The organism is Gammaproteobacteria bacterium, assembly GCA_024235095.1.
Taxonomy (GTDB): Bacteria; Pseudomonadota; Gammaproteobacteria; order Competibacterales; family Competibacteraceae; genus UBA2383.
This window is the reverse complement of sequence record JACKNC010000001.1, coordinates 222060-245316: the sequence shown is the minus strand read 5'-3', so window position 1 is coordinate 245316 and position 23257 is coordinate 222060. Positions and strand designations below refer to the sequence as shown.

Genomic DNA, 23257 nt, shown 5'->3' with positions numbered 1-23257 from the left:
ATCATTTCATGTCGTGGAGGTGAGTATTTGGTCATCTTCGATGAAAAACCCGGTCTTCTGTTGATAATATCCTGAGTCGGTTTTCATACAGGGAATGATATATTCATGCGCCTATTACTTATTGAAGATGATCTCAAGATCGTTGCTTTTGTCAGCAAGGGATTCAAAGAAGCTGGCTTTATCGTCGAACATGCGGGCGACGGTAAAACCGGCTTGCAGATGGCGCTGCTGTCGTCTTACGACGTTGCTGTGGTCGATATCATGCTGCCCGGACTCGATGGCCTTTCGATCATTGATGAATTGCGGCAACGGCGGAACAAGCTGCCGGTAATTATCCTGAGCGCCAAGCGTTCGCTCGACGAGCGGATCGAAGGACTGCAAGCCGGCGGCGACGATTACCTGACCAAGCCCTTCGCGTTCACCGAATTGTTGGCGCGGGTTCAAGCGCTGATCCGCCGCGCGAGCGCTATCCCAGAACCGACCGGGATCACCGTGGGCAATCTATCTATCGATCTGCTCAGGCGCACTGTGATGCGAGAGGGAAAGAAGATCGATTTACAGCCTCGGGAATTCGCCCTGCTCGAATACCTGGCCCGTAACGCTGGGCGCGTCGTTTCCAAGACGATGATCATGGAGCGGGTCTGGGACTACAATTTTGACCCGCAAACCAACATCGTCGAGTCGCGGATCTGCCGACTGCGGGACAAGGTCGACAAAGATTTCAGCACACCGCTAATCCATACCGTGCGCGGGGTAGGTTATGTTCTTAAAGAAGACCTTCCTTAAGCAACATCACACCCTCGCGCTGCGGTTGACCATCTGGTATGGGGGCATCTTCGCCTTGTCTTCCTTGTTGGCGTTCACGCTGGTTTATGTCTTGATGGCGGCTGTTGTCCAGCAACGCGCCGATCAGGATTTGCAAGAAGATATTGCGGAGTATGCTGGCTTTATGCGGGTTGATGGACTTGATAAAGTAAAAGCGGAAATGGCGTTCGAGACGCAAGGCGAAGAGGCGGAGGCGGTGTTTTTCCGGCTCTGGACGCGAGACGGTCGCCTGATAGCGACCACGAATCTTTCATCCTGGCCGGCGCTGGGTGCGCCAGCACCGAAGTTGCTTCGATTGCGTGAGGAAGATGAACCCGTTTTGGAAACCCTCCAATTGACTGAGCGCGAACACTCGGTGCGCAGCATTTATGGCGTTATCGGACCTGATGTAGTCCTGGAGATTGGAGAATCGCTGGAAAATGACCAAGAATTCCTGGCGGCGTTGCTCAACGGGTTTTTCGTGGCGCTTTTGGCTGTCATCGCGCTGGGCGGTCCGATCGGCTGGTTCATGGCCCGACGGGCCTTACGCGGGGTTGAGGAGGTTACGCGCACGGCAATGGAAATTGCTGATGGAGCGCTCAACCAGCGAGTGGCGGTTGGGTCGCAAGGCGACGAACTCGACCGCTTGGCGCAAGCCTTCAACACCATGCTGGACCGCATACAAGCCCTGATCCTGGGGATGCGCGAGATGACCGACAACCTGGCACACGATCTGCGCAGCCCGGTGGCGCGCATCCGGGCATCCGCCGAAATGGCCCTCACCAGCAACGGTTCAAGAACGGACTGGGAGGCCATGTCCAGCGATATTACTGAGGAATGCGATCATCTTCTGGAGATGATCAATACAACTCTGGATATTGCCGAAGCCGAGTCCGGAGCGGCTAGGCTGAGAATCAGCGAGATCGACCTGGTCGCTATCGTCATCGACGCTTGCGATCTGTTTCAAACGGTTGCGGAAGACAGGAACATTGCGCTGCACACCCATCTACCACCGCGATGTCTTGTTCAGGGGGATTTACAGCGCCTGCAGCGCGTGGTGGCGAATCTTCTGGATAACGCGCTCAAATACACCTTCGCTGGTGGAGAGATCCTCATCCGCTTGGTCGACGAGGGACAAAGAATTCATTTGTCGGTGATTGACACGGGCGTCGGCATCGCGGTGGAGGAATTGCCGAAAATCTTTCAGCGTTTCTACCGCTGCGACTGGAGTCGTTCGAAATACGGCAATGGCTTGGGTCTCAGTCTCGCGCTGGCCTTCATCCGCGCTCACGGCGGCGATATCACTGTCCGTAGCAAGCCTGGCGAGGGCAGCACCTTTACGGTCATGCTTTGCCGGTCGTGTTGTGGTCATTGATGATTTATCCCGGCTATTCGTCAGTCTGGGTTTACTACTCATCAGTTTCGCTGCATCCGGTTCTTCGAGCCTTGAGCAGGGAGGCGATGCCGCATTGAGACCTTCCGCAGAACCTGGATTCGAATTTGCGTCTGCATTCGATTTTAAGAGTGAATGGCTTTGGAACCCGACGCTTGGCGAGCAACCGTTGGATGATTGGCGTGTTTTCGAGGAAGAGATCCAGCTTGGCTTATCCTATCGACGCGGCGATTTCCTGATCTTCGGCGAAATCAAGGGGATTGCGGATCAAGCGGTTTACGCTGACGATAGACCAGGCGGGTCTGAAGAAGCTCTCGAACGTGGCGAGATGTGGCTGCTGTTCAATCGGGTTCTTGACGGGAATTATTCTCTGCAAATCGGCCGCCAGAATTTCCTGGACCCCCGCCTATGGTGGTGGGACGCCGATCTCGATGCAGTACGTTTCTACTATGACCATCCACCCTGGCGTTTTTACGTCGGTGTCGCTAAAGCACTCGGGCGCGTTTCCACCAACGAAGATTTTATCGACCCGGAAGACCAGGATTTGCAGCGCTTGCTCGGACATGCAGGCTGGAAGGTATCGAATCAGCTTCATCTGGCCGGTTTTCTTCTGGCGCAACGCGACCGGTCGGATGCGTTGGCGGTTGGCCAGCTTGTCGAAGAAGGCCATCAAGACGATAGCGACGCCGATCTGCTTTGGGTGGGACTACGCGCCGCTGGCGTCGTTGACGAATCCCCTGCTGGCCATTTGGAGTACCGGGCCGATATCGCCTTCTTGACCGGCGATGAAACCTTGACGGCGTTTGAAGAGGAGGCGCCTGGATTCAGTCAGGTGGACCAAATCCAGAGACGCAAGGTGCGCGGTTGGGCGACGGACGTGGGCGTAACCTGGACCCTGCCTTTGCCGGGCGATCCCTCGGTGACCTTGGTCTACGCTTATGGTTCTGGCGACAACGATCCTGATGATCACACGGATCGTGCGTTTCGTCAGACTGGATTGCAAGACCAGGATGAGGAATTTCGCGACTATGGGGTCGTGCTCAGACCCGAGCTTTCCAACCTGCGCATTGCGACGCTGATGCTTAGGTTGCCGGTATCCGCTGATGCCCGCCTGACCTTGGGTTATCACCACTTTCGCCAGGTAGACGCCACGCCTTTCCTGCGAAGCACAGGCATCGACGCCGAACCGACAGCAGAAAGCAGGGAAATCGGTAAGGAAATCAGCCTTGTGCTACAGATCCAGAAATGGGAAAACCTGGAAATGGAGATGATCGCTGGGAGTTTCAAAGCCGGTCGCGCCTATGGAGCAGATGCTGGAGAGCGCGCCAATCGCCTGTTCTTTAAAATGATTTATGAATTTTAGACAGGCCGTTTCGAATGGATCGAATCAAATGGATGCCGAGAAAGATGAAAAAAGATACAGCAGGCCAAGGTGTTGACCTGCTAAAGAAAACTCCCTGAACCTTGGACTAAAGTCCGCTACGGCAAAATGGATTTTGAGATCAGTTCGACACGTTCGGTGGTTCCAACACCCAACTCCAGGATCAGACCGACTCCAGGCTTGTAAAATTTGTTTTCTTCGACGCCCGGATCGAGCGGTGAGAAGTCGCGGGTGACGACACATTTGCTCTCACACGAGAAACCGAAAACTGCTTCATCTCCATTGACATGGATGACTTGCGCCACATCCTCGGCTTCTCCGACCGCAAATTCCTGCCGATAGATTTGCCCCACGGTGGATATGGCGTACATGAGAATTCCGGGCTTGGCGCCATCACGACCCACTTTAAACGATCCCGCAATCTCGACCAGTTCAGGATTGGCCGGATGGTCGCCCGAAAAGCTCTCGTAGTCCTTGACCTCTTCACCACAGTACCAAATATTGCCCTGCAAGTCTTGAGCAATCCAGTCGTCCGTGTCCTCGATCAACTCGCCATTGACCCTGACAACATCATTGACGACGATGCAAGTGACTCCTTCAATTTGCTTGGTTTTCTCTGTCACAGTCACAGTGATTTGCTGCCCGCTCCCTGCATCTTGATAGACCCATTGTGTGCGTGGAACCAGCGGCCAGTACGGGTTCGGGTCTACCGTAGCGCCAATTTGGAGCGGATTGACAAAGTTTTCTGGACGGAAACTGGGGTCGTATTGGGCTTCTCCGAGCATCGCGCAAAGGTCGCGGCGGGCATCGAACTGCTCCTGACAGAGCTGTTTGCTTTCCTTCGAGTTGGCTGTACGATCAGCCAAGCACGCCTGTCGCTCTTCGTCATCGGTTTCATTGAGGCAAACGGCTTGTGCGGTAAAGTAATCGTCTCTCTGTTCGTACCCGCAGGCAACGAATTGCGCTCTGGCCGTTGCCGAACAATAATCATTCTGGCGTCCGCCAGCCCGGCTCTCGTCATCGTCGTTGTTTGCCAAAACGGGAATCGCCGGCAACAGGCAACAAAGACCAAGGACAGTACGGGTTGCTAGTCGAAGTTGGTAAAAAGGGCCTACCTGCTGTTTCAGTTCATTGACCACATTATCAATCATGGCTCTCTCCTCTGCTTCGGTCCAATTTTCATGGCTGAGGGCGATCGATTATTCGCCATACTGTTCAAGCAAGGATGAGATTACCGGGTCAACCTGATCACAAACTGACCCCAACATGACCATTTCGCCATCTCTCTGTTCATATAACCTAATCTCTGGCAGGATCGAACTTTCTCAGAATGTGCGCCTCTAGAGACTCCTCCATCCCGCAAGCATAAGCATCAAAATTCTCATGGATTTATTTTCCCTGAAATCACCCCATTACTCCCGCTGGTTCCTGCTCGGTCTGCTGCTGGTCTTCACCCTGGTCTGGTTCAGTAATCTGGAATCCCGCAAGCTATTCCGCCCTGACGAGGGGCGTTATGCCGAGATTGCCCGCGAGATGGCCGTATCCGGAGACTGGATAACGCCGCATCTGAATGGCCTCAAATATTTCGAGAAACCGCCGCTGCAATACTGGGCGACAGCGGCGGCGTTCAAACTGTTCGGAGAACATCACTGGACGGCGCGCTGGTGGCCGGCGACCACCAGTTTTGCCTGTGTACTGCTCATGTTCTGGGTGGGGCGGCGACTCTACGATGAGGAAGTCGGTCTAGCGGCGGCAGCAGCGCTGGGCGGATGCACCTGGTTCCTCCTCAACGCGCATTTTAATGCACTGGATGCCGGGTTGACGGCGTTTCTCACCATTGCTTTGTTGAGCTTTCTGATGGCTCAACGCCCCGATGCGACTCCGGTGGCAAACCGCAATTGGATGTTGATCGTCTGGGCCGCTATGGCGCTGGCGGTACTCAGTAAGGGCCTGATCGGTATCGTGCTGCCGGGCGCAGTGTTGACGCTGTATATTCTGATCGAGCGCGACTGGCGAATGTTGACCCGCCTGCATCTGGGCAAAGGGCTAGCGTTATTTCTGTTTATTGCGGCGCCGTGGTTTATCGCAGTCTCGCTGCTCAATGACGAGTTTGCCAAATTTTTCTTTATTCACGAGCATTTCGCGCGGTTCACCACCGATGTTCACCGGCGCACAGGCGCCTGGTGGTATTTCGTTCCTGAACTCTTGATCGGTTCGATGCCATGGCTACCGTTTATCGCGGTGCGGTTGCGCGACGGTTGGCGGCGCGAAGGGGAGCGGGGAATGCTACAACCTTTGCGATTGTTGTTGATTTGGGCGACCTTCATTTTCGTCTTCTTCAGCGTCTCGCATTCCAAGTTACCCTCTTATATCCTGCCGATCTTCCCGGCGCTGGCGCTGTTCGCCGGAGTGGAGATGCAGCGGATGGAGCCGAAGCGCCTAAGTCGTTTGGCCTGGGGATTGGCGGCGATCGGCGGTTTACTACTTTTGCTGATCCTGCTTGGCGGCGAACATCTGGCTCAAGCATTTTCCAACGATGCATCACCGTTCGAGATGGTGCGCACCCTTGTTCCTTGGCTCCTGGCTTCTATCGCGACCTTTACAGCGGGCGCGGGTGCGGCAGCGGGTTTATTTCGCCAAACCTCGCGCAATGCCGGCATCATCGCGCTGGCTCTGGGTAGTCTTAGCGCAGGTATTCTGGTCATGAACGGTCATAATGAGCTATCCCGGTTATACTCCGCAGATCAAATTGTTCAGGAAATCGAAGCCGAACATGGCCCCTTTGACCCTAGCGCACCGTTCTACAGCATCCAAATGCATGATCAGACGTTGCCGTTCTATCTCAAGCGCCCGGTTACCCTGGTGCAATACACTGACGAGTTTGCTCTGGGACTGGCGGCTGAACCGGAGAAGGGTATTGCGAAGGTTGAGGACTGGAAATCCCGCTGGCGTGCGCTGGAGAAGGGTTATGCCATTATGAATCATCATAATTACCAACACTTCACCGCAGAAGGTTTACCCATGCGCCTTCTGGCCCGCGACCCGCGCCGCGTGATCGTGAGCCGCCAATGAACCTAGCCAGTTTCGCCTTGATCCTGACCGGCGTGTTACTCAACGCCACTGCGCAACTACTGTTGAAAGCAGGAACCAATACGCTGGGGGTGATTAGCCCGACTGTCGCCAACGCCCTCCCACTCGCCAGTTCTATCGTGACCAATCCGCATTTCCTCGGTGGTTTCGCCTGCTATGGCGTTAGCGTTCTGGTGTGGATTCTGGCCCTGTCCCGGGTGCCGGTGAGCATCGCCTACCCCATGCTCTCTATCGGCTATGTGGTCAACGCCCTGGCCGCCAGCTATTTGTTCGGCGAGGCGCTCACCAGTGGGCGCTGGCTCGGCATTAGCTGCATCATCGTTGGCGTGGTTCTGCTTGCGAGATCCTGAGATGTCATCACTACCCTATTTGCCTTTCGCCCGACCGACCCTGGACGAAGACACCATCGCCGGTGTGGCCGAAGTGCTGCGTTCCGGCTGGATTACGACCGGGCCTCAAGTCAAAAAATTCGAGGCGGCGCTCTCCTATTATCTGGATGGCCGGCCGGTGCGGGTGCTGAATTCAGCCACGTCCGCGCTGGAAGTCGCTTTGCAATTGTGCGGCATCGGTCCCGGCGCGGAGGTCATTACGCCCTCGCAAACTTTCTTCGCTGCGCCAAACATGATCGCCAAGGTGGGGGCGACGCCGGTATTCGTCGATGTGGAGCTAATCAGCCGCAATCTGGATTTCGACGCTGTGGAACGAGCGATTACCCCCCATACCCGGGCGATCATGCCGACCCACTTCGCCGGGTTGCCGGTCGATATGGACCGTCTTTACGCCATCGCCCGTCAGCATCGGCTGCGGGTCATTGAGGATGCCGCTTTGGCCATTGGCTCCAGTTGGCGCGGACGACGAATCGGCAGTTTCGGCGATCTGACGGTGTTCAGTTTTCATCCTAATAAAAACATGACGGCGATTGAAGGCGGCGCGCTGGTGTTGAACGACGAGATCGAGGCGCGCGAGGTGGAAATGCTGCGTTTCCACGGCATCACCCGATTATCTGATGGCACCCGTAATGTCACTTTTCCTGGCGGCAAGTTCAACCTGCCCGATGTCAACGCCCGGATTGGTTCTGGCCAACTGGCCCGGCTGGATGCGTTCAACGCTCGGCGCCGCGAATTGGTCGCGGAGTATTTTCGGCTGTTCCCCACCACCCCGCCCTGTTTGTTACCGCATCCTGGCTATCCTGGCGATGAAGCTGGCCACAGTTGGAATCTGTTTGCGCCATTGTTGCCGCTGGACCAGATGACCATAGATCGTCAGCAATTTCGCGCTGCGCTCGAAGCACGCGGCATTGGCACTGGCATCTCCTATGAGGCGGCGCACCTGACAACGTTGTTCCGTCGATACGGTCACTACGAGGGGGAGTTGCCAAACACCGAACGAATTGCCCGTGAAACGGTGACGCTGCCTCTGTTTCCGGCGATGACCCTCGCTGATGTGGAGCGGGTTTGCCAGGCGGTCGGCGAGGTGTTGGTTGATGGGAGTTTGCGATGAATGCTCCCCAACTCTCCGTGATCATTCCGGTTTACAACGAGCAGGAGACGCTGCCCGCCTTGTTTGCGCGGCTTTACCCCGCCCTGGACGCCTTGGGCGTCGCCTATGAAGTGCTGTTCATCAACGATGGCAGTCGCGACCGTTCGGCGGCGTTGTTGAAAGACCAGTTTCAGGTTCGGCCCGACGTGACGCGGGTGATTCTGTTCAACGCGAATTGTGGCCAGCATACGGCGATCATAGCCGGGTTTGAATATTGCCGAGGTGAGCGGGTGGTGACCCTGGACGCCGATTTGCAGAATCCGCCCGAGGAGATTGGCAAGCTGTTGGCGGCGATGGATCAGGGCCATGATTATGTCGGCAGCATTCGCCAGACCCGCGAGGATAGTCTGTGGCGGCATGTGGCTTCCAAGCTCATGAATGGGTTGCGCGAGCGGATTACCAAAATCCGCATGACCGACCAGGGTTGCATGTTGCGCGCCTACAGCCAGTCGATTGTCAAAGCGATTGTGTCCACCCGCGAGGTCAGTACGTATATCCCGGCGTTGGCCTATACTTTCGCCGCCAACCCGACCGAGGTTGTGGTCACCCACGCCGAGCGCGCCGCCGGTGAATCGAAGTATTCAATGTACAAGCTGATCCGGCTTAACTTCGATCTGGTTACCGGTTTCTCGGTCGTTCCCTTACAGATATTCTCGCTGGCTGGAATTGCCCTTTCACTGGCGTCGGCGGGGTTTGTGGTGTTCCTGGCGATTCGCCGGATCATCGTTGGGCCGGAGGCCGAGGGGTTGTTCACCCTGTTTGGCATCAATTTCCTGCTGATCGGCATTCTGTTGTTCGGGATTGGCCTGCTGGGCGAATACGTCGGGCGGATTTATCAGCAGGTGCGCGAGCGTCCGCGCTTCACCATCCAGGCTATTTTGGAGCAGCGTGAAGAAAATTGACGTAGCCGTTACCTTCTCTTCCAATGCTAATCATTTTTCTGGAATCCAGCAAAGGCTCTTCTCCATGCCGCTGTTTAACCTTATTCAAAAGCTGTTGATGCCCCTGGTTTTGCTAATGGCGCTGGCTACGAGCAACGTCCGGGCTGATATTTTTGCAGAGGGTGACCTGCTCATGTTGCAAGCAGCGCCTGGCGTCATTCATTTCGATTCCGACCCCGAACATGCCAAGTATTCGTGGCTGGTCGGTTTGGAATGGCAGGCGCCTTCGCGCTGGTTGGCGGGAGCGTCCTATTTCAACAACAGCTTCAACCAGAAATGCCAGTACCTCTACCTTGGCAAATCCTGGCCGCTGGAATCGATCGACGAAAACCTTTACTTCAAGCTGACCGGCGGCGTCCTGTTCGGTTACAAGGAGCCTTACGAAGACAAAATTCCATTGAACAACAATGGCGTTGCGCCAGGCGCTGTGCCGGGTATCGGCTACAAATACGGTGATTTCAATGTTCAACTCAATCTGCTAGGCGGTGCCGGGCTGATGTTTACCTTTGGCTATAATATATTGAAATTTTAGATTTTTTGTTGATTCGGGGTTTGAGTGTCAAACAAGGCCAGCGTGGCTTCGATGCGTTCCGCGTGATGTCCGGAATTTGGAGGCGTTCGGCGGCGGTCGGCCACCCGTTCCTCGCGGGTTTCTCGGGCAATGACTTCGTATAGCACCGCCTGTTTGTCATCGCCACGTCGCAGGATGCGGCCTAAACGCTGGATAAATTCCCGCGCGGAAGCGCTCCCCGATAAGATCACGCCAATGGAAGCGTCTGGAACATCCACACCTTCGTTAAGCACGTTGCTGGTCACGATGGCGGTATAGGCGCTGGATTTGAAGCGCTCCAGAATATCCTGGCGCTCCTTTACCATCGTCTGATGGGTCAGACAGGGAATCAGGAATCGTTGGGCAATCTCGTAGGCTGTGGCGTTGTCTTCGGTGAAAATCACCGTCTTGGCGCCGGGATGGTTGGCGAGAATCATGCCCAGCGCACGGAGTTTGGCGGGGGTGGCGTGCGCAATGCGCCGCGCCTCACGATGAGCGCGCATGGCGCGGCGGCCTTCGACGCTGCGCGCCGAGAGCATGATAAAGCGGTTCCAACCCTCCAAAGAACTTAATGACAGCCGGTTGGCTTGCAGAAAGGTATTGCGGTCTTCCAACGCCTGTTGATAAGCAGCACGCTCGGCAGGTGAGAGATCGACATGCACCGACCGGATTTGAAATGCAGCCAACACGTTGCCGGCTAATTGTTCCGGATGCCGGCGGTAAACGATCGGGCCGATCAACTCCAGTAAATCGGCATCGCGGCCATCGCTGCGTTCGGGCGTAGCCGTCAAGCCCAGCCGGTAGGGGGCCAGCGAGAATTCGGCGATGCTGCGGTAGAACTCGGAGGGCAGGTGATGCGCCTCGTCGAAGATCAACAGGCCAAAGCGGTCGCCCAGCCGGTCGATGTGGCGGGCCGCGGAATCATAGGTAGCGATGGTTAACGGTTGTGGTTCGTGATAGCCGCCGCCGATCAAACCGATCTCCTGGTCGGGGAATGCCGCCCGCAGTAAGGCATACCATTGATGCATCAAATCCAGGGTGGGAACCATGATCAAACCATCGCGCCGGGTCCAGCTCAACGCCAACAGCCCAACCAGCGTTTTGCCGGCGCCGGTGGGCAACACAATCACACCTCGCCCTTTCGCCGCTTGCCAGGCGGTCAATGCCTCCCGCTGATGGGGATAGGGATTCATCTCCAGAGTGCAAATCAGTTCCCGGCGCTGGTAACGCGGTGCTTTATTCCGCGCTAGCTCGCCTTTGAGCGGCCCGATGATCGCGTTGTAGGAATGGGCTGGAGCGCGATAAGCCTCGACGCGGGGGTCGTATTGAAACCAGGTTTCCAGGCCGGGCGGTAACTCGGCTACGCCTTCCAGTAGCAGGGTACCCCGGTCGAAGCGTAATTGGCGTTCAGTATCGCTATCTCCCGTGCGGTAGATGCCCGGGGAGTCGTGGGTCCGGTTTTTCATTGTCCTGGTTGCGGTGGCGGTTGACCGCCTGTGACTCAATCCGTATTGCAAACAAAGAATCGTGAATTTCTATTGAGTATACCGTTCCTCAGCCGATTCTGAACCAGCAATTCCCGGCTCATAAAAAAACCCCGCTGGAGCGGGGTTTTTTGATCCTGGGCTGCGAGACGCAGGGTGCTTACATCATGTCGCCCATGCCGCCCATGCCGCCCATGCCGCCCATGCCGCCCATGCCGCCGCCCATGCCGCCGCCGGACTCCTTCTTCGGCAGTTCGGCGATCATCGCCTCAGTGGTGATCAGCAGCGCCGCTACGGAAGCTGCATTCTGCAATGCGGAGCGGGTGACCTTGGTGGGGTCAAGGATACCCATTTCAACCATGTCGCCATACTCACCCGTCGCGGCGTTATAGCCATAGTTGCCAGAATTTTGCAGAACTTTGTCCATAACGACCGAAGGCTCGTCTCCCGCATTGGCGACGATCTGACGCGCAGGTTCTTCCATGGCGCGCAGCGCAATCGATACGCCTACATCCTGATCGGAATTGTCACCTTTCAGGCCCTTGATTGTCTGCAAGGCGCGAACCAGCGCAACGCCGCCACCGGCGACCACGCCTTCTTCAACCGCCGCGCGCGTTGCGTGCAGCGCATCTTCAACGCGGGCTTTCTTTTCCTTCATTTCGATCTCGGTCGCTGCGCCGACCTTGATCACTGCCACGCCGCCAGCCAACTTAGCCACGCGCTCCTGCAATTTCTCACGGTCGTAATCGGAGGTCGCTTCCTCGATCTGCCGGCGGATCTGCTCGACCCGACCTTGAATTTCATCAGTCCGGCCAGCGCCATCGATAACGGTCGTATTCTCCTTGCCAACCACAATTTTGCGGGCAGTGCCCAGATCGGACAGAGTCGCCTTTTCCAGCGTTAAGCCAACTTCCTCGGAGATCACCTGGCCGCCGGTCAGAATGGCGATATCTTGCAACATGGCCTTGCGGCGGTCGCCGAAACCAGGCGCCTTGACCGCAGCAACCTTGACGATGCCGCGAATGGTGTTGACCACCAGAGTCGCCAGCGCTTCGCCTTCCACATCCTCGGCGACGATCAGCAGCGGCTTGCTGGCTTTCGCTACGCCTTCCAGCAGCGGCAGCAGATCACGGACGTTAGAAATCTTCTTGTCATACAGCAGGATGTAGGGGGATTCCAGCTCCGCGCTCATGCTCTGCTGGTTGTTGATGAAGTAGGGCGAAATATAGCCGCGATCAAACTGCATGCCTTCCACGACATCCAGCTCGTTGTCCAGGCTCTTGCCTTCCTCAACGGTAATCACGCCTTCCTTACCGACTTTCTTCATCGCATTAGCGATGATCTGGCCAATCGCATCGTCGGAATTGGCGGAAATGGTGCCGACTTGGGCAATCGCCTTGTCGTCGGTGCAGGGCTTGGACAGCTTCTTCAGCTCTTCGACGGTAGCAGCGACCGCCTTGTCGATACCACGCTTGAGATCCATCGGGTTCATGCCGGCAGCCACGGCCTTCATGCCCTCGCGGACAATCGCCTGGGCCAGCACGGTAGCGGTCGTGGTGCCATCGCCAGCGACGTCCGAGGTCTTTGACGCAACTTCTTTCACCATCTGCGCGCCCATGTTCTCGAACTTGTCTTCCAGTTCGATTTCCTTGGCGACCGACACGCCATCCTTGGTGACGGTGGGAGCGCCGAAAGATTTGTCCAACAACACGTTACGGCCCTTGGGGCCCAGGGTGACCTTGACCGCGTTGGCCAGAACATTGATGCCGCGCACCATACGCGAACGGGCGTCGTCACTGAACTTAACGTCTTTTGCAGCCATGTTTAATTCCTCTAAAACCAGTTTGGGATGTTCGAATGCAGAAATTCAGGGAGAACGCTTACTTCTCGATGACCGCCATGATTTCGTCTTCGCGCATAACGATCAGATCTTCGCCGTCTACCTTGACTTCGCTACCCGAATACTTACCGAACAGGACCAGGTCGCCCGCCTTGACATCCAGTGGCCGCACATCGCCATTCTCCAGCAACTTGCCGCGACCTACCGCCATTACCGTGCCGCGCGAAGGCTTCTCGGCGGCGGTGCCCGGCAGGACGATACCGCCCGGACTCTTGGTTTCTTCTTCAACACGCTTGATTAGCACCCGATCATGCAACGGACGAATGTTCATGGATGAAATCTCCTTGGGATAATGTTCGGTAACTTGAGGTTGACGTTACTTTGTTAGCACTCAACCCTGGTGAGTGCTAATCATAGTCAGCGAAAAATCGCTGTCAAGGGGTTGACCGTGAAGTGGGGCGAGATCCAGGAAATTTCAAGGGAGCGCGTTGAAGAAAATTGGCGGGATTAAGAGTCTATCGTTAGGCTTGGATGGTCGAATGACATGGCATCATGATTTCAAGGGGGAAACCTTCATGGATAATCAACCGTTGGTGGTCTATTGCACCTGTCCGGATCAGACGGTCGCCGAACAGATTGCCGAAACCACGGTCAGTGAGCGGCTGGCTGCTTGCGTCAATCTCGCGCCGGGACTGACCTCGATTTATCGCTGGAAAGGTGGAGTGCAACGGGATTCGGAGTGGCTGCTAATCATTAAAACCCGCGGCAAGGTTTATCCGCTATTAGAGGCGCGTATCCGTGAATTGCATCCTTACGACACGCCGGAAATCATCGCCTTGCCGATTCAAACCGGTTCGGCAGCCTATCTGGACTGGATTACCGACAACACCGGGGCGCCGTTATGAAACGATTTGACCCTGTCTGGCCCTGGCTAGCATTGCTGTTAGCGCTGTTGACAGGGCCGGCAACGGGTGGAAGCGGGTTATTTGACCGCTTCGGCAGCGCCTCCGGGGAGCGGATTCTCGATGCCGACCAGGCGTTCCAACTCACCATTACCGCGTCGGATCCGCGCACTCTCCAGGCCCGCTGGATCATTGCCCCCGGTTATTACCTCTATCGCGACAAGTTTAAACTGGAGCTGATTAACGCTCAGGGCATCGCTATCGCCAGCACTGGGATTCCTCCTGGCGAACGGAAGGACGACCCTTATTTTGGCCCGCAGCAAATATTTCACGGCGAGGCGCAAGTGATCGTCCGTTTGCAACGCGACCCAAACAGTACTGGCGAAGTGGAGGTAAAGGCCAGTTACCAGGGTTGCGCGGAAGTCGGCGTTTGCTATCCGCCATTGAAACGGACGGTCGCAGTCGCTTTGCCCGCCATGACCTCACCTCCCAATTTCCCCTCAAACGGCCAGGAGGCGCAAACCATATCCCCTACCTCCCTTTCCATAAAGGGCGAAGGCGCGCCAGAGGCGGAACAGGATCGGTTAGCGCGTTTGCTGAATGAACAGCGCTTTCTAGCGATTCCGGCTTTTTTCGGCTTCGGATTACTGCTGGCGTTTACGCCCTGCGTATTTCCCATGGTGCCGATTCTGTCCAGCCTGATTGCCGGTCAAGGCGCGAATCTGACTCGCCGACGGGCGTTGCTATTGGCCTTGACCTATGTATTGGCCATGGCGGCGACCTATACCGTCGCTGGGGTGTTGGCGGCGTTGCTTGGGCAGAATTTGCAAGCCTGGTTCCAGAGTCCCTGGGTGATCAGCATGTTCAGCGGGTTATTCGTGTTGCTGGCGTTGTCCATGTTCGGTTTTTACGACTTGCAATTACCGGCTTTCCTGCAGCACCGGTTGGCGGAATGGAGCAATCACCAACGCGGTGGCCGCTATGCTGGAGTGGCGGTGATGGGCTTCTTGTCCGCATTGATTGTTGGACCGTGCGTAGCTCCGCCATTGATCGGCGCGCTCAGTTTCATTGCAGTCACTGGCGATGTGTTGCTGGGCGCAGCCACCCTGTTCGTCATGAGTCTGGGTATGGGCGCGCCTTTGTTGATTATCGGCGCATCGACGGGTCACTGGTTGCCGCGCGCCGGGCATTGGATGGAGCGGATCAAGGCTATTTTTGGGGTGTTGCTGCTGGCGGTCGCCTTATGGCTCTTGGAACGCATTCTACCCGCAGCGCTGAGTATGGTGCTTTGGGCGACGCTCTTGATCGTTACCGCTACTTACATGGGCGCCTTGCAACCGCTCATCCATGGCGCGCCGCCCTGGCGGATGCTGGTCAAGGGTCTGGGTACGGTCTTATTGGTTTACGGCGTCTTGCTGTTGGTAGGGGTCGCTGGCGGCGGACGCGATCCCTGGCAACCGCTGCGCGGCGTCAGCTTTATCACCAGCGCCGCCGGTGAAGCGCCAGCACCGCTCTTCCAGCCGGTCAAAACTGTTACCGATATCGACCAAGTCTTGCACGAAGCTGCGGGGCGTCCCGTGATGCTGGATTTCTACGCCGACTGGTGCGTAACCTGTAAAGAGCTGGAACGCGACACCTTCAGCGATCCTGCGGTGCGCGCGGCATTGAAAAACATCGTGGCCTTACAAGCTGATGTTACTGCCCATGATGACGCCGACCGGGCACTGCTCAAGCGCTTCAATATTGTCGGCCCCCCAGCCATGCTGTTTTTCGGAGCGGATGGTCGGGAACGCCGCGAATACCGGATAGTGGGGTTTATGAACGCCAGCGATTTCAATCAGCATTTGCAAGCAGCATTTTGAATCGTTGGCAAGCTAACGCCTACATTCACCCCAACCAGCGCCGCGCGTTGCGAAACAGGCGCAACCAGGGACCGTCCTCGCCCCAGCCATCGGGATGCCAGGAATATTGCACGGTGCGGAACAGGCGCTCTGGATGCGGCATCATGATCGTAAACCGTCCATCACGGCTGCATAAACCGGCAACTCCACTGGGCGAGCCGTTAGGATTGGCGGGATAGCGCTCAGTTGGCGAGCCCGCATGGCTGACAAAACGCACAGTGACCAGACCCGCCGTTAACGCTGCTTCCAGATCGCCAGGCTCGCGAAATTCCGCACGACCCTCGCCATGCGCCACGGCGATCGGCAAGCGCGAACCTTCCATCCCATGCAGGAACAGCGACGGCGATGGCAAAACCTCCACCAGACTCAAACGCGCCTCAAACTGCTCAACCCGGTTGCGGACAAAGCGTGGCCAGAGTTCCGTTCCAGCGATCAACTCATGCAGGTTGGAAAGCATTTGGCAACCGTTGCAGACGCCGAGTCCAAAGCTGTCCGGGCGCGCAAAGAACGCGGTGAACTCGTCCCGGGCGCGGGCGTTGAACAGAATCGATTTAGCCCACCCTTCTCCGGCGCCCAGAACGTCCCCGTAGGAAAATCCGCCGCAGGCAACGATGCCCTGAAAACCCGCCAGCGTCGCTCGGCCCGCGATGAGATCGCTGGTATGGATATCCACCGCCGCAAAACCGGCCCGGTCAAAAGCCGCCGCCATTTCTATCTGACCGTTGACTCCCTGTTCGCGCAGAACGGCGATACGCGGACGTTCGCCATTGGCGATATACGGCGCGGCGACATCCGCCGCTGGATCGAACGTCAAGCTGACCTGCAACCCCGGGTCACTGGGATCGCAGGCGCTAGCAAAGGCTTCATGGGCACAGTCGGGATCATCGCGCAACGCCTGCATCTGATAACTGGTTTCCGACCACAAGCGGCGCAGTTCGACCCGATCAGCGGCAAACGCGACTTCGCCGGCATGACACAGGATCAATCGGTCATGCGGATTCAGCGTACCGATCAGATGGCTGCATTCGCCCAGGCCAGCGGCGGCCAAGCACGCCAATACGGTCGAACGCTCGGCGGTGCGCATCTGCACGACTGCACCCAGTTCCTCAGTAAACAGCGCTGGCAACAGTTCCTCGCCCAGATCATCCAGTAACACCGTGACTCCGCAGCCGCCGGCGAACATCATTTCCGCCAGCGTCGCCAGCAACCCGCCGTCCGAACGGTCATGGTAGGCGAGTAACCGACCGGCGGCGTTGAGTTCCTGAATAACGGTGAAGAACGCCTTGAGCGTTTCAGGCGCGTCCACATCCGGAGTTTCAGCATCGTCACGGGGATAAACCTGGGCCAGCGTTGACCCGCCCAACCGATTTTTCCCACAACCCAGGTCAATCAACAGCAGATCGGTATCGCCGCGATCCGTACGCAATCGCGGCGTCAAGGTGCGGCGCACATCCTGCACCGGGGCGAAGGCGGAGACAATCAGCGACAAAGGCGCAACGACGCTCCGGCGCTCGCCCCTCTCCTCCCAAACGGTCTTCATCGACAGCGAATCCTTGCCCACGGGAATGGCGACGCCTAGCGCCGGACACAGATCTAGACCCACGGCCTGCACGGTGTCAAACAAACCGGCGTCCTCGCCAGGATGACCCGCCGCCGCCATCCAGTTGGCGGATAATTTGACATCGCCCAGTTTCTCGATACGCGCCGCTGCGATATTGGTCAGCGCCTCGCCCACCGCCATGCGCCCCGAGGCCGGCGCGTTCCACACCGCTAAAGGGGTTCGCTCGCCTATCGCCATGGCCTCGCCGGTGTAAACATCAAAGCTGGTCACGGTGACCGCCACATCGCTAACCGGAACCTGCCACGGTCCGACCATCTGATCCCGGCAGACCAGACCGGTCACCGTGCGGTCGCCAATAGTGATCAGGAAACTCTTATCCGCCACGGCGGGAAAGCTCAGCACCCAGGCGACCGCTTCCGGCAGGGCAATAGCAGGAGAGGTAACATCCCGCTGGCGGGGTGGATGGGCAACCCGTTCAACGTTGCGCACCATTTTCGGTGGTTTGCCGAATAGCACATTCATCGGCAGATTCACCGGCTGGTTAGCGAACTGTTCATCGTGAAGCGTCAGCTGCGACTCTTCAGTGGCCACGCCAATCACGGCATACGGGCAATGCTCCCGTTCGCACAGCGCCTTGAAATTCGTTAATCCTGCTGACGCGATGGCCAGTACATAACGCTCCTGGGCCTCGTTGCACCAGATTTGCGTGGGTGACATGCCCGGATCGGCGCTGGGAATCTCGCGCAGTTCAAAACGCCCGCCCCGTTTTGCGCCATGGATGATTTCCGGCGCGGCGTTGGACAGGCCGCCGGCGCCCACATCATGAATGGAGAGAATGGGATTATCCGCGCCTAATGCGACGCACTGGTCAATCACTTCCTGGACGCGCCGCTGCATTTCCGGATTACCCCGTTGCACCGAGGCAAAATCCAGGTCTTCTTGAGAGCTGCCCGCCGCCATGCTGGACGCTGCGCCGCCGCCCAGGCCAATCAACATCGCTGGTCCGCCGAGCGCGACAATAGCGGTTCCCGGCGGCAAAGCAGCCTTGTGAACATGCGGCTCGCGGACATTGCCCAAGCCACCGGCGATCATGATCGGCTTATGATAGCCGCGCCGCTGACCGTCCGGGCCATCCTGCTCAAACGTGCGAAAGTAACCGGCCAGATTGGGTCGGCCAAACTCGTTATTAAATGCCGCCGCGCCCAGCGGGCCCTCCAGCATGATGTCCAGCGCGGAAACGATGCGTTCGGGCTTGCCGTAATCGTCCTCTTCCCAGGGCTGGATAAAATGGGGAATGCGCAAATGGGAAACCGAAAAGCCGCATAAGCCAGCCTTGGGTTTCGCGCCGCGTCCGGTCGCGCCTTCATCGCGGATTTCCCCGCCAGCGCCGGTCGCCGCGCCGGGAAAGGGCGAAATCGCCGTCGGATGGTTGTGGGTTTCCACTTTCATCAGGATATGGACATCCTCCGGATGATAGCGGTATTGACGATCACTGGCGTCGGGGAAGAAGCGTCCGGCAGGGAAACCGGTCATGACCGCTGCGTTGTCGCTGTAGGCCGATAGCACATCCGCAGGATGGCGTTCATGGGTATGGCGAATCATGGCGAACAGGGAGTACGCCTGGGGTTGGCCGCCAATAATCCAATCTGCGTTAAAAATCTTGTGCCGACAGTGTTCGGAATTGGCCTGAGCGAACATCATCAGCTCCACATCCGTGGGGTTGCGCTCCAGGCGCAGGAAGCTCTCCTGTAAATAATCGATTTCATCATCCGACAAGGCCAGACCCAGCGCAAGATTAGCGCCCGCCAGAGCATCGCGCCCGCCGTTCAGCACATCCACCGTAGTCAGCGGCGTTGGTTGCGCCTGGCGAAACAGCAACGCCGGATCATCACCGGGCTCCAGCACCGTTTCCGTCATCCGGTCATGCAGCAGGGGTTTCAGCGCCGCTAATTCACGCTCGCTGAGCGACCGCTCAAATTCCAGGTAATAGGCAATGCCGCGTTCAATGCGGCGCACCCGATGCAGGCCGCAGTTACGCGCAATATCGGTGGCCTTTGACGACCAGGGGGAAATGGTTCCAGGCCGGGGAATGGCCAGGAACAGAGGCGCGCCGGTAGGCGTTCCTTGCGCTTCGACCTGGCTCTGGCCGATTAGGGTCAACTGATGCGATACAAACTTTCTGGGGCCATAGTCAAGCAACTGGTCCAATACCTCGCGATCTGGCAGGGTCAGCGCGCCATCGACAAAATGCGTGAATTCAGCATAAACACGGGTGATGGCGGGAACTTGCAGGCGCAAGGCCGCCAGCAGTTTCTCCAGACGGAAGGGCGACAGAGCGGGGCTTCCACGGAAACGATGCATCGCGAACACTCTCCTAAGTCGGAAGGGGAACGCAGAATGATAGCAGTATTCCCAATTCGCTTTTAGCGGGTGATTAGACCCACCGTCCATCAGGTTTGAATTAGAAGCTGTATGAGAACCCCTTGCCCACTATTTTTATATGCATTTTTCCCTGTCCAACAGGCAATGATTCTCAGTGCCTGCTGTTTCTACCTGTATCGTGGAGTGTTCTACGCCAAAGCGGTCGTGGAGATGATCCTGAAGTTCTCTTAGAAAATGATTGCTCGCCGAGTCGTCGTTCACCACGAGGTGGACCGTCAGAGCGACTTCAGTCGTGCTCAGCGGCCAAACATGTAGGTCATGGAGATGAGATACATTTTCCAGGCCGGTGAGATATTGCTTGATTCCGGCCATGTCGATGCCTTCGGGCACGGCGTCGATGGCGTGATCGATCGAATCTTGGAGCAACCTCCAGGTCCCCACCAGGATCACGGCGACAATGATGAGGCTGATCGCCGGATCGATCCATAGCCAGCCTTTGATCATGATGACAAGGCCCGCGATAGTGACGCCGAGCGAAATGCCTGCATCCGCCGCCATATGCAGAAATGCGCTCCTGAGATTCAAATCACTTTTCTGGCCAGAGAAAAAAAGAAAAGCAGTTAATGTGTTGATGACAACGCCAATGGCTGCAACCAGAATGACAACTATGCCTTCGACCGGCTTTGGGTTAAAAAAACGACTCATCGCTTCCCATGTAATCCCGCCAAGCGCAATGAACAACAGGATAGCGCTGGTCAACGACGCCATGATGGTGACCTTGCGGTATCCATAGGTTCTTTTTTCCGTTGAGGCTTTTTTCGCCAGCAGGATTGCGCCCCACGCCAGCAGCAGGCTGAGCACATCGCTTAAATTATGTCCTGCGTCCGCGATCAGCGCCAGGGAGCCAGAGAACATCCCATAACCGGCTTCGACGACGACAAAAATGATATTCAAGGCAATCCCTATCGCAAAGGCGCGATGATAATTGCCGATTTGATGATGGTGACTCTCGGACACGCCTTTTCCTGAAAGATTGAGAGGCGCTTTTGTACAGCCTCTTAGGTTGGTCCCAAGCATAAACTCAAAGCGGTCAGGGGGAGGCGGGCGTTAGCCTGTGACATCACAAGCACCATCACAAGAGTAGCGGCTAGGTCTTTGTATTGGCTGACAGGGCGTTAAGACGGTTAGGCTGCTGGCCAGCATCGCCTACTTCCCCACCCGCAACAACCCGCTTAGGCCCTGCTGATCGAGAAAGATATTAGCGCGTTCCCGAATGGCGGCCGCCGTATCGAGTTCAAGAACCTCAGCCAGCAGCGTCTGGGTTTCCTCATAACGGATACTGCGAATCATCCATTTGATCTTGAGCAAACTGCCCAGATTCATACTCAGACTGTCCACGCCCATCGCCAGCAAGAGCAGCGCCGCCGCCGGATCGCCGGCCATTTCGCCACAAACGCTGATGGGCCGACCCGCCGCGCGTGATTGTTCGATGACATGACGGGTTGCCGCCAGCACCACCGGGTGCAGGGAATCGTACAGCTTGGCCACTCGGTCGTTGTTTCGATCCACCGCCAGTAGATACTGGGTCAAATCATTGCTGCCGATCGAGGCGAAATCGACCATACGAATCAGCTGATCAATCTGCCAAACCGCGGAAGGCACCTCAACCATGATGCCAATCGGTGGCATCCGCACTGGAACCCCCTCCTCCTGCAATCCCTCCTTGGCGCAGTTCAACAGATCCAAGGCATCCCGCAATTCGCTGACCGTACTGATCATGGGCAACAGAATCGACAGATTGGCATAAGCGGTTCCGGCCCGTAGCATGGCGCGTAACTGAGTCTTGAACAAGTCGGGCTGATCCAGGCTGATCCGAATGCCCCGCCAGCCCAGGAATGGATTTTGTTCAGCGATCGGAAAATAAGGCAAGGGCTTGTCGCCGCCGATATCCAGGGTGCGCAACACGACCGGATGCGGATCCATGATGCGCAGCACCCGCGTGTAGATGGTGGTCTGCTCTTCTTCGTTCGGAAAGCGGTCGCGCAGGAAAAAGTGCAATTCCGAGCGATACAGCCCGATTCCTTGCACACCGCTGTTGCGCGCAGCGGCGATGTCAGCGAACAACCCAGAGTTGGCGTGTAGATCGACGCGATGGCCATCCAACGTTTCCGCCGGCAGATCGCGCAGATGCTGCAAGCCGCGCGACAGCTCAGCCTCCTCATTGATCAGCTTCAAATATTCCTGGCGCAGCGGCGGACTGGGCTGGATGCACACCCGCATCGTATAGCCGTCCACCGCCACTTCACGGCCATTCAAACGCCCTGGCGGCAGATTACTGACCCCAAAAACCGCCGGAATGCCCAATCCTCGCGCCAGGAGGGCAACGTGCGAGGTGCTGGTGCCGCGTACTGAAACCAGGCCCTTGATCTTTTCCTGGGGCACATCCAGCAATTGCGAAACGCTGATCTCATCGCCCATCAGGATCGTATTGTCAGGATAGTCACGGTTGACGATCTGTTCGTCCTGCAAACGATCGAGCAGGCGTTGCCCAAGGTCAAGGATATCGGCGGCGCGCTCGCGCAGGTAGGGATCGTCCATTTCCGCGAAGATGTTCGCGTATTCCAGCACGGTGGCGCGCAACGCACCCGGCGCCCAGTTACCGGCCTGAATTCGCTCCAGGGTGCCATTCACCAGGCTGTCGCTGCTCAACAACAGAGCGTAGGCGTCAAACAAGGCTCGGTCGCCGGCGGACAGCAACAAACGCATTCGCTCGCTAAGACGCTGCAATTCCGCCAGCTCCGCCGCTACAGCTTGGCGAAAGCGCGCGGCCTCGGCTTCGGGATTATCAATATCCTTATCAGGCGCCCGCTCCAGCGCGGTCGCGGGAAACACCACAACCGCCTCGCCCAATGCGACCCCTCGCGCGCTGGCCACGCCTTCAAGAAACAGAGTGCCGGACAAGGCGTCATCGCCCAAACGCTCCAACGCTTGGCGGATCTCGACCTGAGTGATGCAGCCGGCTAATTGCGCCGCCAGGGTGACCAGAAAGGACTCTTCATCAGCGGTGTACTTGCGTTGTTCGCGCTGCTGCGCCACCAACACGCCCAGCACCTTGCGCCGGCGGATAATGGGTACGCCGATGAATCCGTGGAAGGGCGCTTCACCGGTGGCGGCGATGTAACGGAAGGCGGGGTGGGCGGGAGCGTTATCGACATTGACTGGCTCCGCCCGACTGGCGGCCAGTCCGGTCAATCCCTGATCGAATTTGAGTCGCACCTTGCCGACCGCGCCGGGTCGCAGGCCATCGGTAGCCATCAACACATGTTCGCCGCGTGTATGATCCGTCATATACACCGAACAGACATCAGTATGGATAGCGCCCTTGACTTCAACCACAATCAGATTAAGCGCCTCGCTCAGATTGCGGGTGGCGTTAATGTCCTGCACGATGCGCCGCAGAATATCCAGCATGGAGCCGTCCTCAACAGG

At 57.2% G+C, this 23257-nt stretch carries 17 protein-coding genes; 10 read left to right on the top strand and 7 right to left on the bottom strand.

Annotated features, from left to right (window positions below):
• Positions 1-105: 105 nt before the first annotated feature.
• From H6973_00995 to H6973_00985, 3 genes are read left to right on the top strand one after another with little or no spacing between them, the layout of a single operon-like run.
• Positions 106-786 carry a response regulator transcription factor gene (locus H6973_00995; protein MCP5124245.1) on the top strand — a complete coding sequence of 227 codons (681 nt, stop codon included), beginning with the start codon at positions 106-108 and terminating at the stop codon, positions 784-786.
• Complete coding sequence (locus H6973_00990; GenBank protein ID MCP5124244.1) at positions 761-2179, top strand: HAMP domain-containing histidine kinase; 1419 nt, start codon at positions 761-763, stop codon at positions 2177-2179. Before H6973_00995 ends, H6973_00990 begins: the two co-directional genes overlap by 26 nt.
• Positions 2169-3560 carry an alginate export family protein gene (locus H6973_00985; GenBank protein ID MCP5124243.1) on the top strand — a complete coding sequence of 464 codons (1392 nt, stop codon included), beginning with the start codon at positions 2169-2171 and terminating at the stop codon, positions 3558-3560. The genes H6973_00990 and H6973_00985 overlap by 11 nt, the downstream gene beginning before the upstream one ends.
• 116 nt (positions 3561-3676) lie before the next feature.
• On the opposite strand, the gene H6973_00980 is transcribed toward H6973_00985, so the two are convergent.
• Positions 3677-4705 (bottom strand): hypothetical protein, encoded by a 1029-nt coding sequence (locus H6973_00980; protein ID MCP5124242.1) that lies wholly within the window; start codon positions 4703-4705, stop codon positions 3677-3679.
• A 256-nt stretch (positions 4706-4961) separates the two neighbouring features.
• On the opposite strand from H6973_00980, the gene H6973_00975 reads away from it, so the two are divergent.
• The 5 genes from H6973_00975 (at position 4962) to H6973_00955 (ending at position 9680) form a co-directional block, all read left to right on the top strand.
• A complete protein-coding gene (locus tag H6973_00975; protein MCP5124241.1) occupies positions 4962-6650 on the top strand; it encodes a glycosyltransferase family 39 protein in 1689 nt (562 codons plus the stop codon).
• Positions 6647-7018 carry an EamA family transporter gene (locus H6973_00970; GenBank protein ID MCP5124240.1) on the top strand — a complete coding sequence of 124 codons (372 nt, stop codon included), beginning with the start codon at positions 6647-6649 and terminating at the stop codon, positions 7016-7018. The genes H6973_00975 and H6973_00970 overlap by 4 nt, the downstream gene beginning before the upstream one ends.
• Before the next feature lies 1 nt (position 7019).
• Entirely contained in the window at positions 7020-8168 is a 1149-nt protein-coding gene (locus tag H6973_00965) for a DegT/DnrJ/EryC1/StrS aminotransferase family protein (protein ID MCP5124239.1), read from the top strand.
• Positions 8165-9109, top strand: a complete 945-nt coding sequence (locus H6973_00960) for a glycosyltransferase (GenBank protein ID MCP5124238.1) — start codon at positions 8165-8167, stop codon at positions 9107-9109. Before H6973_00965 ends, H6973_00960 begins: the two co-directional genes overlap by 4 nt.
• Positions 9110-9173: 64 nt before the next feature.
• Positions 9174-9680: a hypothetical protein gene (locus tag H6973_00955; GenBank protein ID MCP5124237.1), complete on the top strand. Its 507-nt coding sequence runs from the start codon at positions 9174-9176 to the stop codon at positions 9678-9680.
• On the opposite strand, the gene H6973_00950 is transcribed toward H6973_00955, so the two are convergent.
• The 3 genes from H6973_00950 to H6973_00940 all read right to left on the bottom strand — a co-directional run bounded on the left by H6973_00950 (position 9677) and on the right by H6973_00940 (position 13353).
• Positions 9677-11164, bottom strand: a complete 1488-nt coding sequence (locus tag H6973_00950) for a DEAD/DEAH box helicase (protein ID MCP5124236.1) — start codon at positions 11162-11164, stop codon at positions 9677-9679. The two genes, H6973_00955 and H6973_00950, sit on opposite strands and share 4 nt — an antisense overlap.
• 178 nt (positions 11165-11342) lie before the next feature.
• Positions 11343-13004, bottom strand: a complete 1662-nt coding sequence (gene groL, locus H6973_00945) for a chaperonin GroEL (protein ID MCP5124235.1) — start codon at positions 13002-13004, stop codon at positions 11343-11345.
• 58 nt (positions 13005-13062) lie between these two features.
• On the bottom strand, positions 13063-13353 hold the full coding sequence (locus H6973_00940) for a co-chaperone GroES (GenBank protein MCP5124234.1): 291 nt from the start codon (positions 13351-13353) through the stop codon (positions 13063-13065).
• Between the two features lie 244 nt (positions 13354-13597).
• Here H6973_00940 and H6973_00935 point away from each other — a divergent pair, with 244 nt between their 5' ends.
• Together H6973_00935 and dsbD are read left to right on the top strand one after the other, a co-directional pair.
• Positions 13598-13927, top strand: coding sequence for a divalent-cation tolerance protein CutA (locus H6973_00935; protein MCP5124233.1), 330 nt, complete (start codon positions 13598-13600; stop codon positions 13925-13927).
• Positions 13924-15786, top strand: a complete 1863-nt coding sequence (gene dsbD / locus H6973_00930; protein ID MCP5124232.1) for a protein-disulfide reductase DsbD — start codon at positions 13924-13926, stop codon at positions 15784-15786. The genes H6973_00935 and dsbD overlap by 4 nt, the downstream gene beginning before the upstream one ends.
• Positions 15787-15811: 25 nt before the next feature.
• Here the strand turns inward: dsbD and purL are convergent, their stop codons facing one another.
• The 3 genes from purL to ptsP form a co-directional block, all read right to left on the bottom strand.
• A complete protein-coding gene (purL, locus tag H6973_00925) occupies positions 15812-19747 on the bottom strand; it encodes a phosphoribosylformylglycinamidine synthase (GenBank protein MCP5124231.1) in 3936 nt (1311 codons plus the stop codon).
• 135 nt (positions 19748-19882) lie between these two features.
• Positions 19883-20845: a cation transporter gene (locus H6973_00920; GenBank protein MCP5124230.1), complete on the bottom strand. Its 963-nt coding sequence runs from the start codon at positions 20843-20845 to the stop codon at positions 19883-19885.
• Positions 20846-20974: 129 nt separating this feature from the next.
• Positions 20975-23239, bottom strand: coding sequence for a phosphoenolpyruvate--protein phosphotransferase (gene ptsP, locus H6973_00915; GenBank protein MCP5124229.1), 2265 nt, complete (start codon positions 23237-23239; stop codon positions 20975-20977).
• Between the last annotated feature and the right edge of the window lie 18 nt (positions 23240-23257).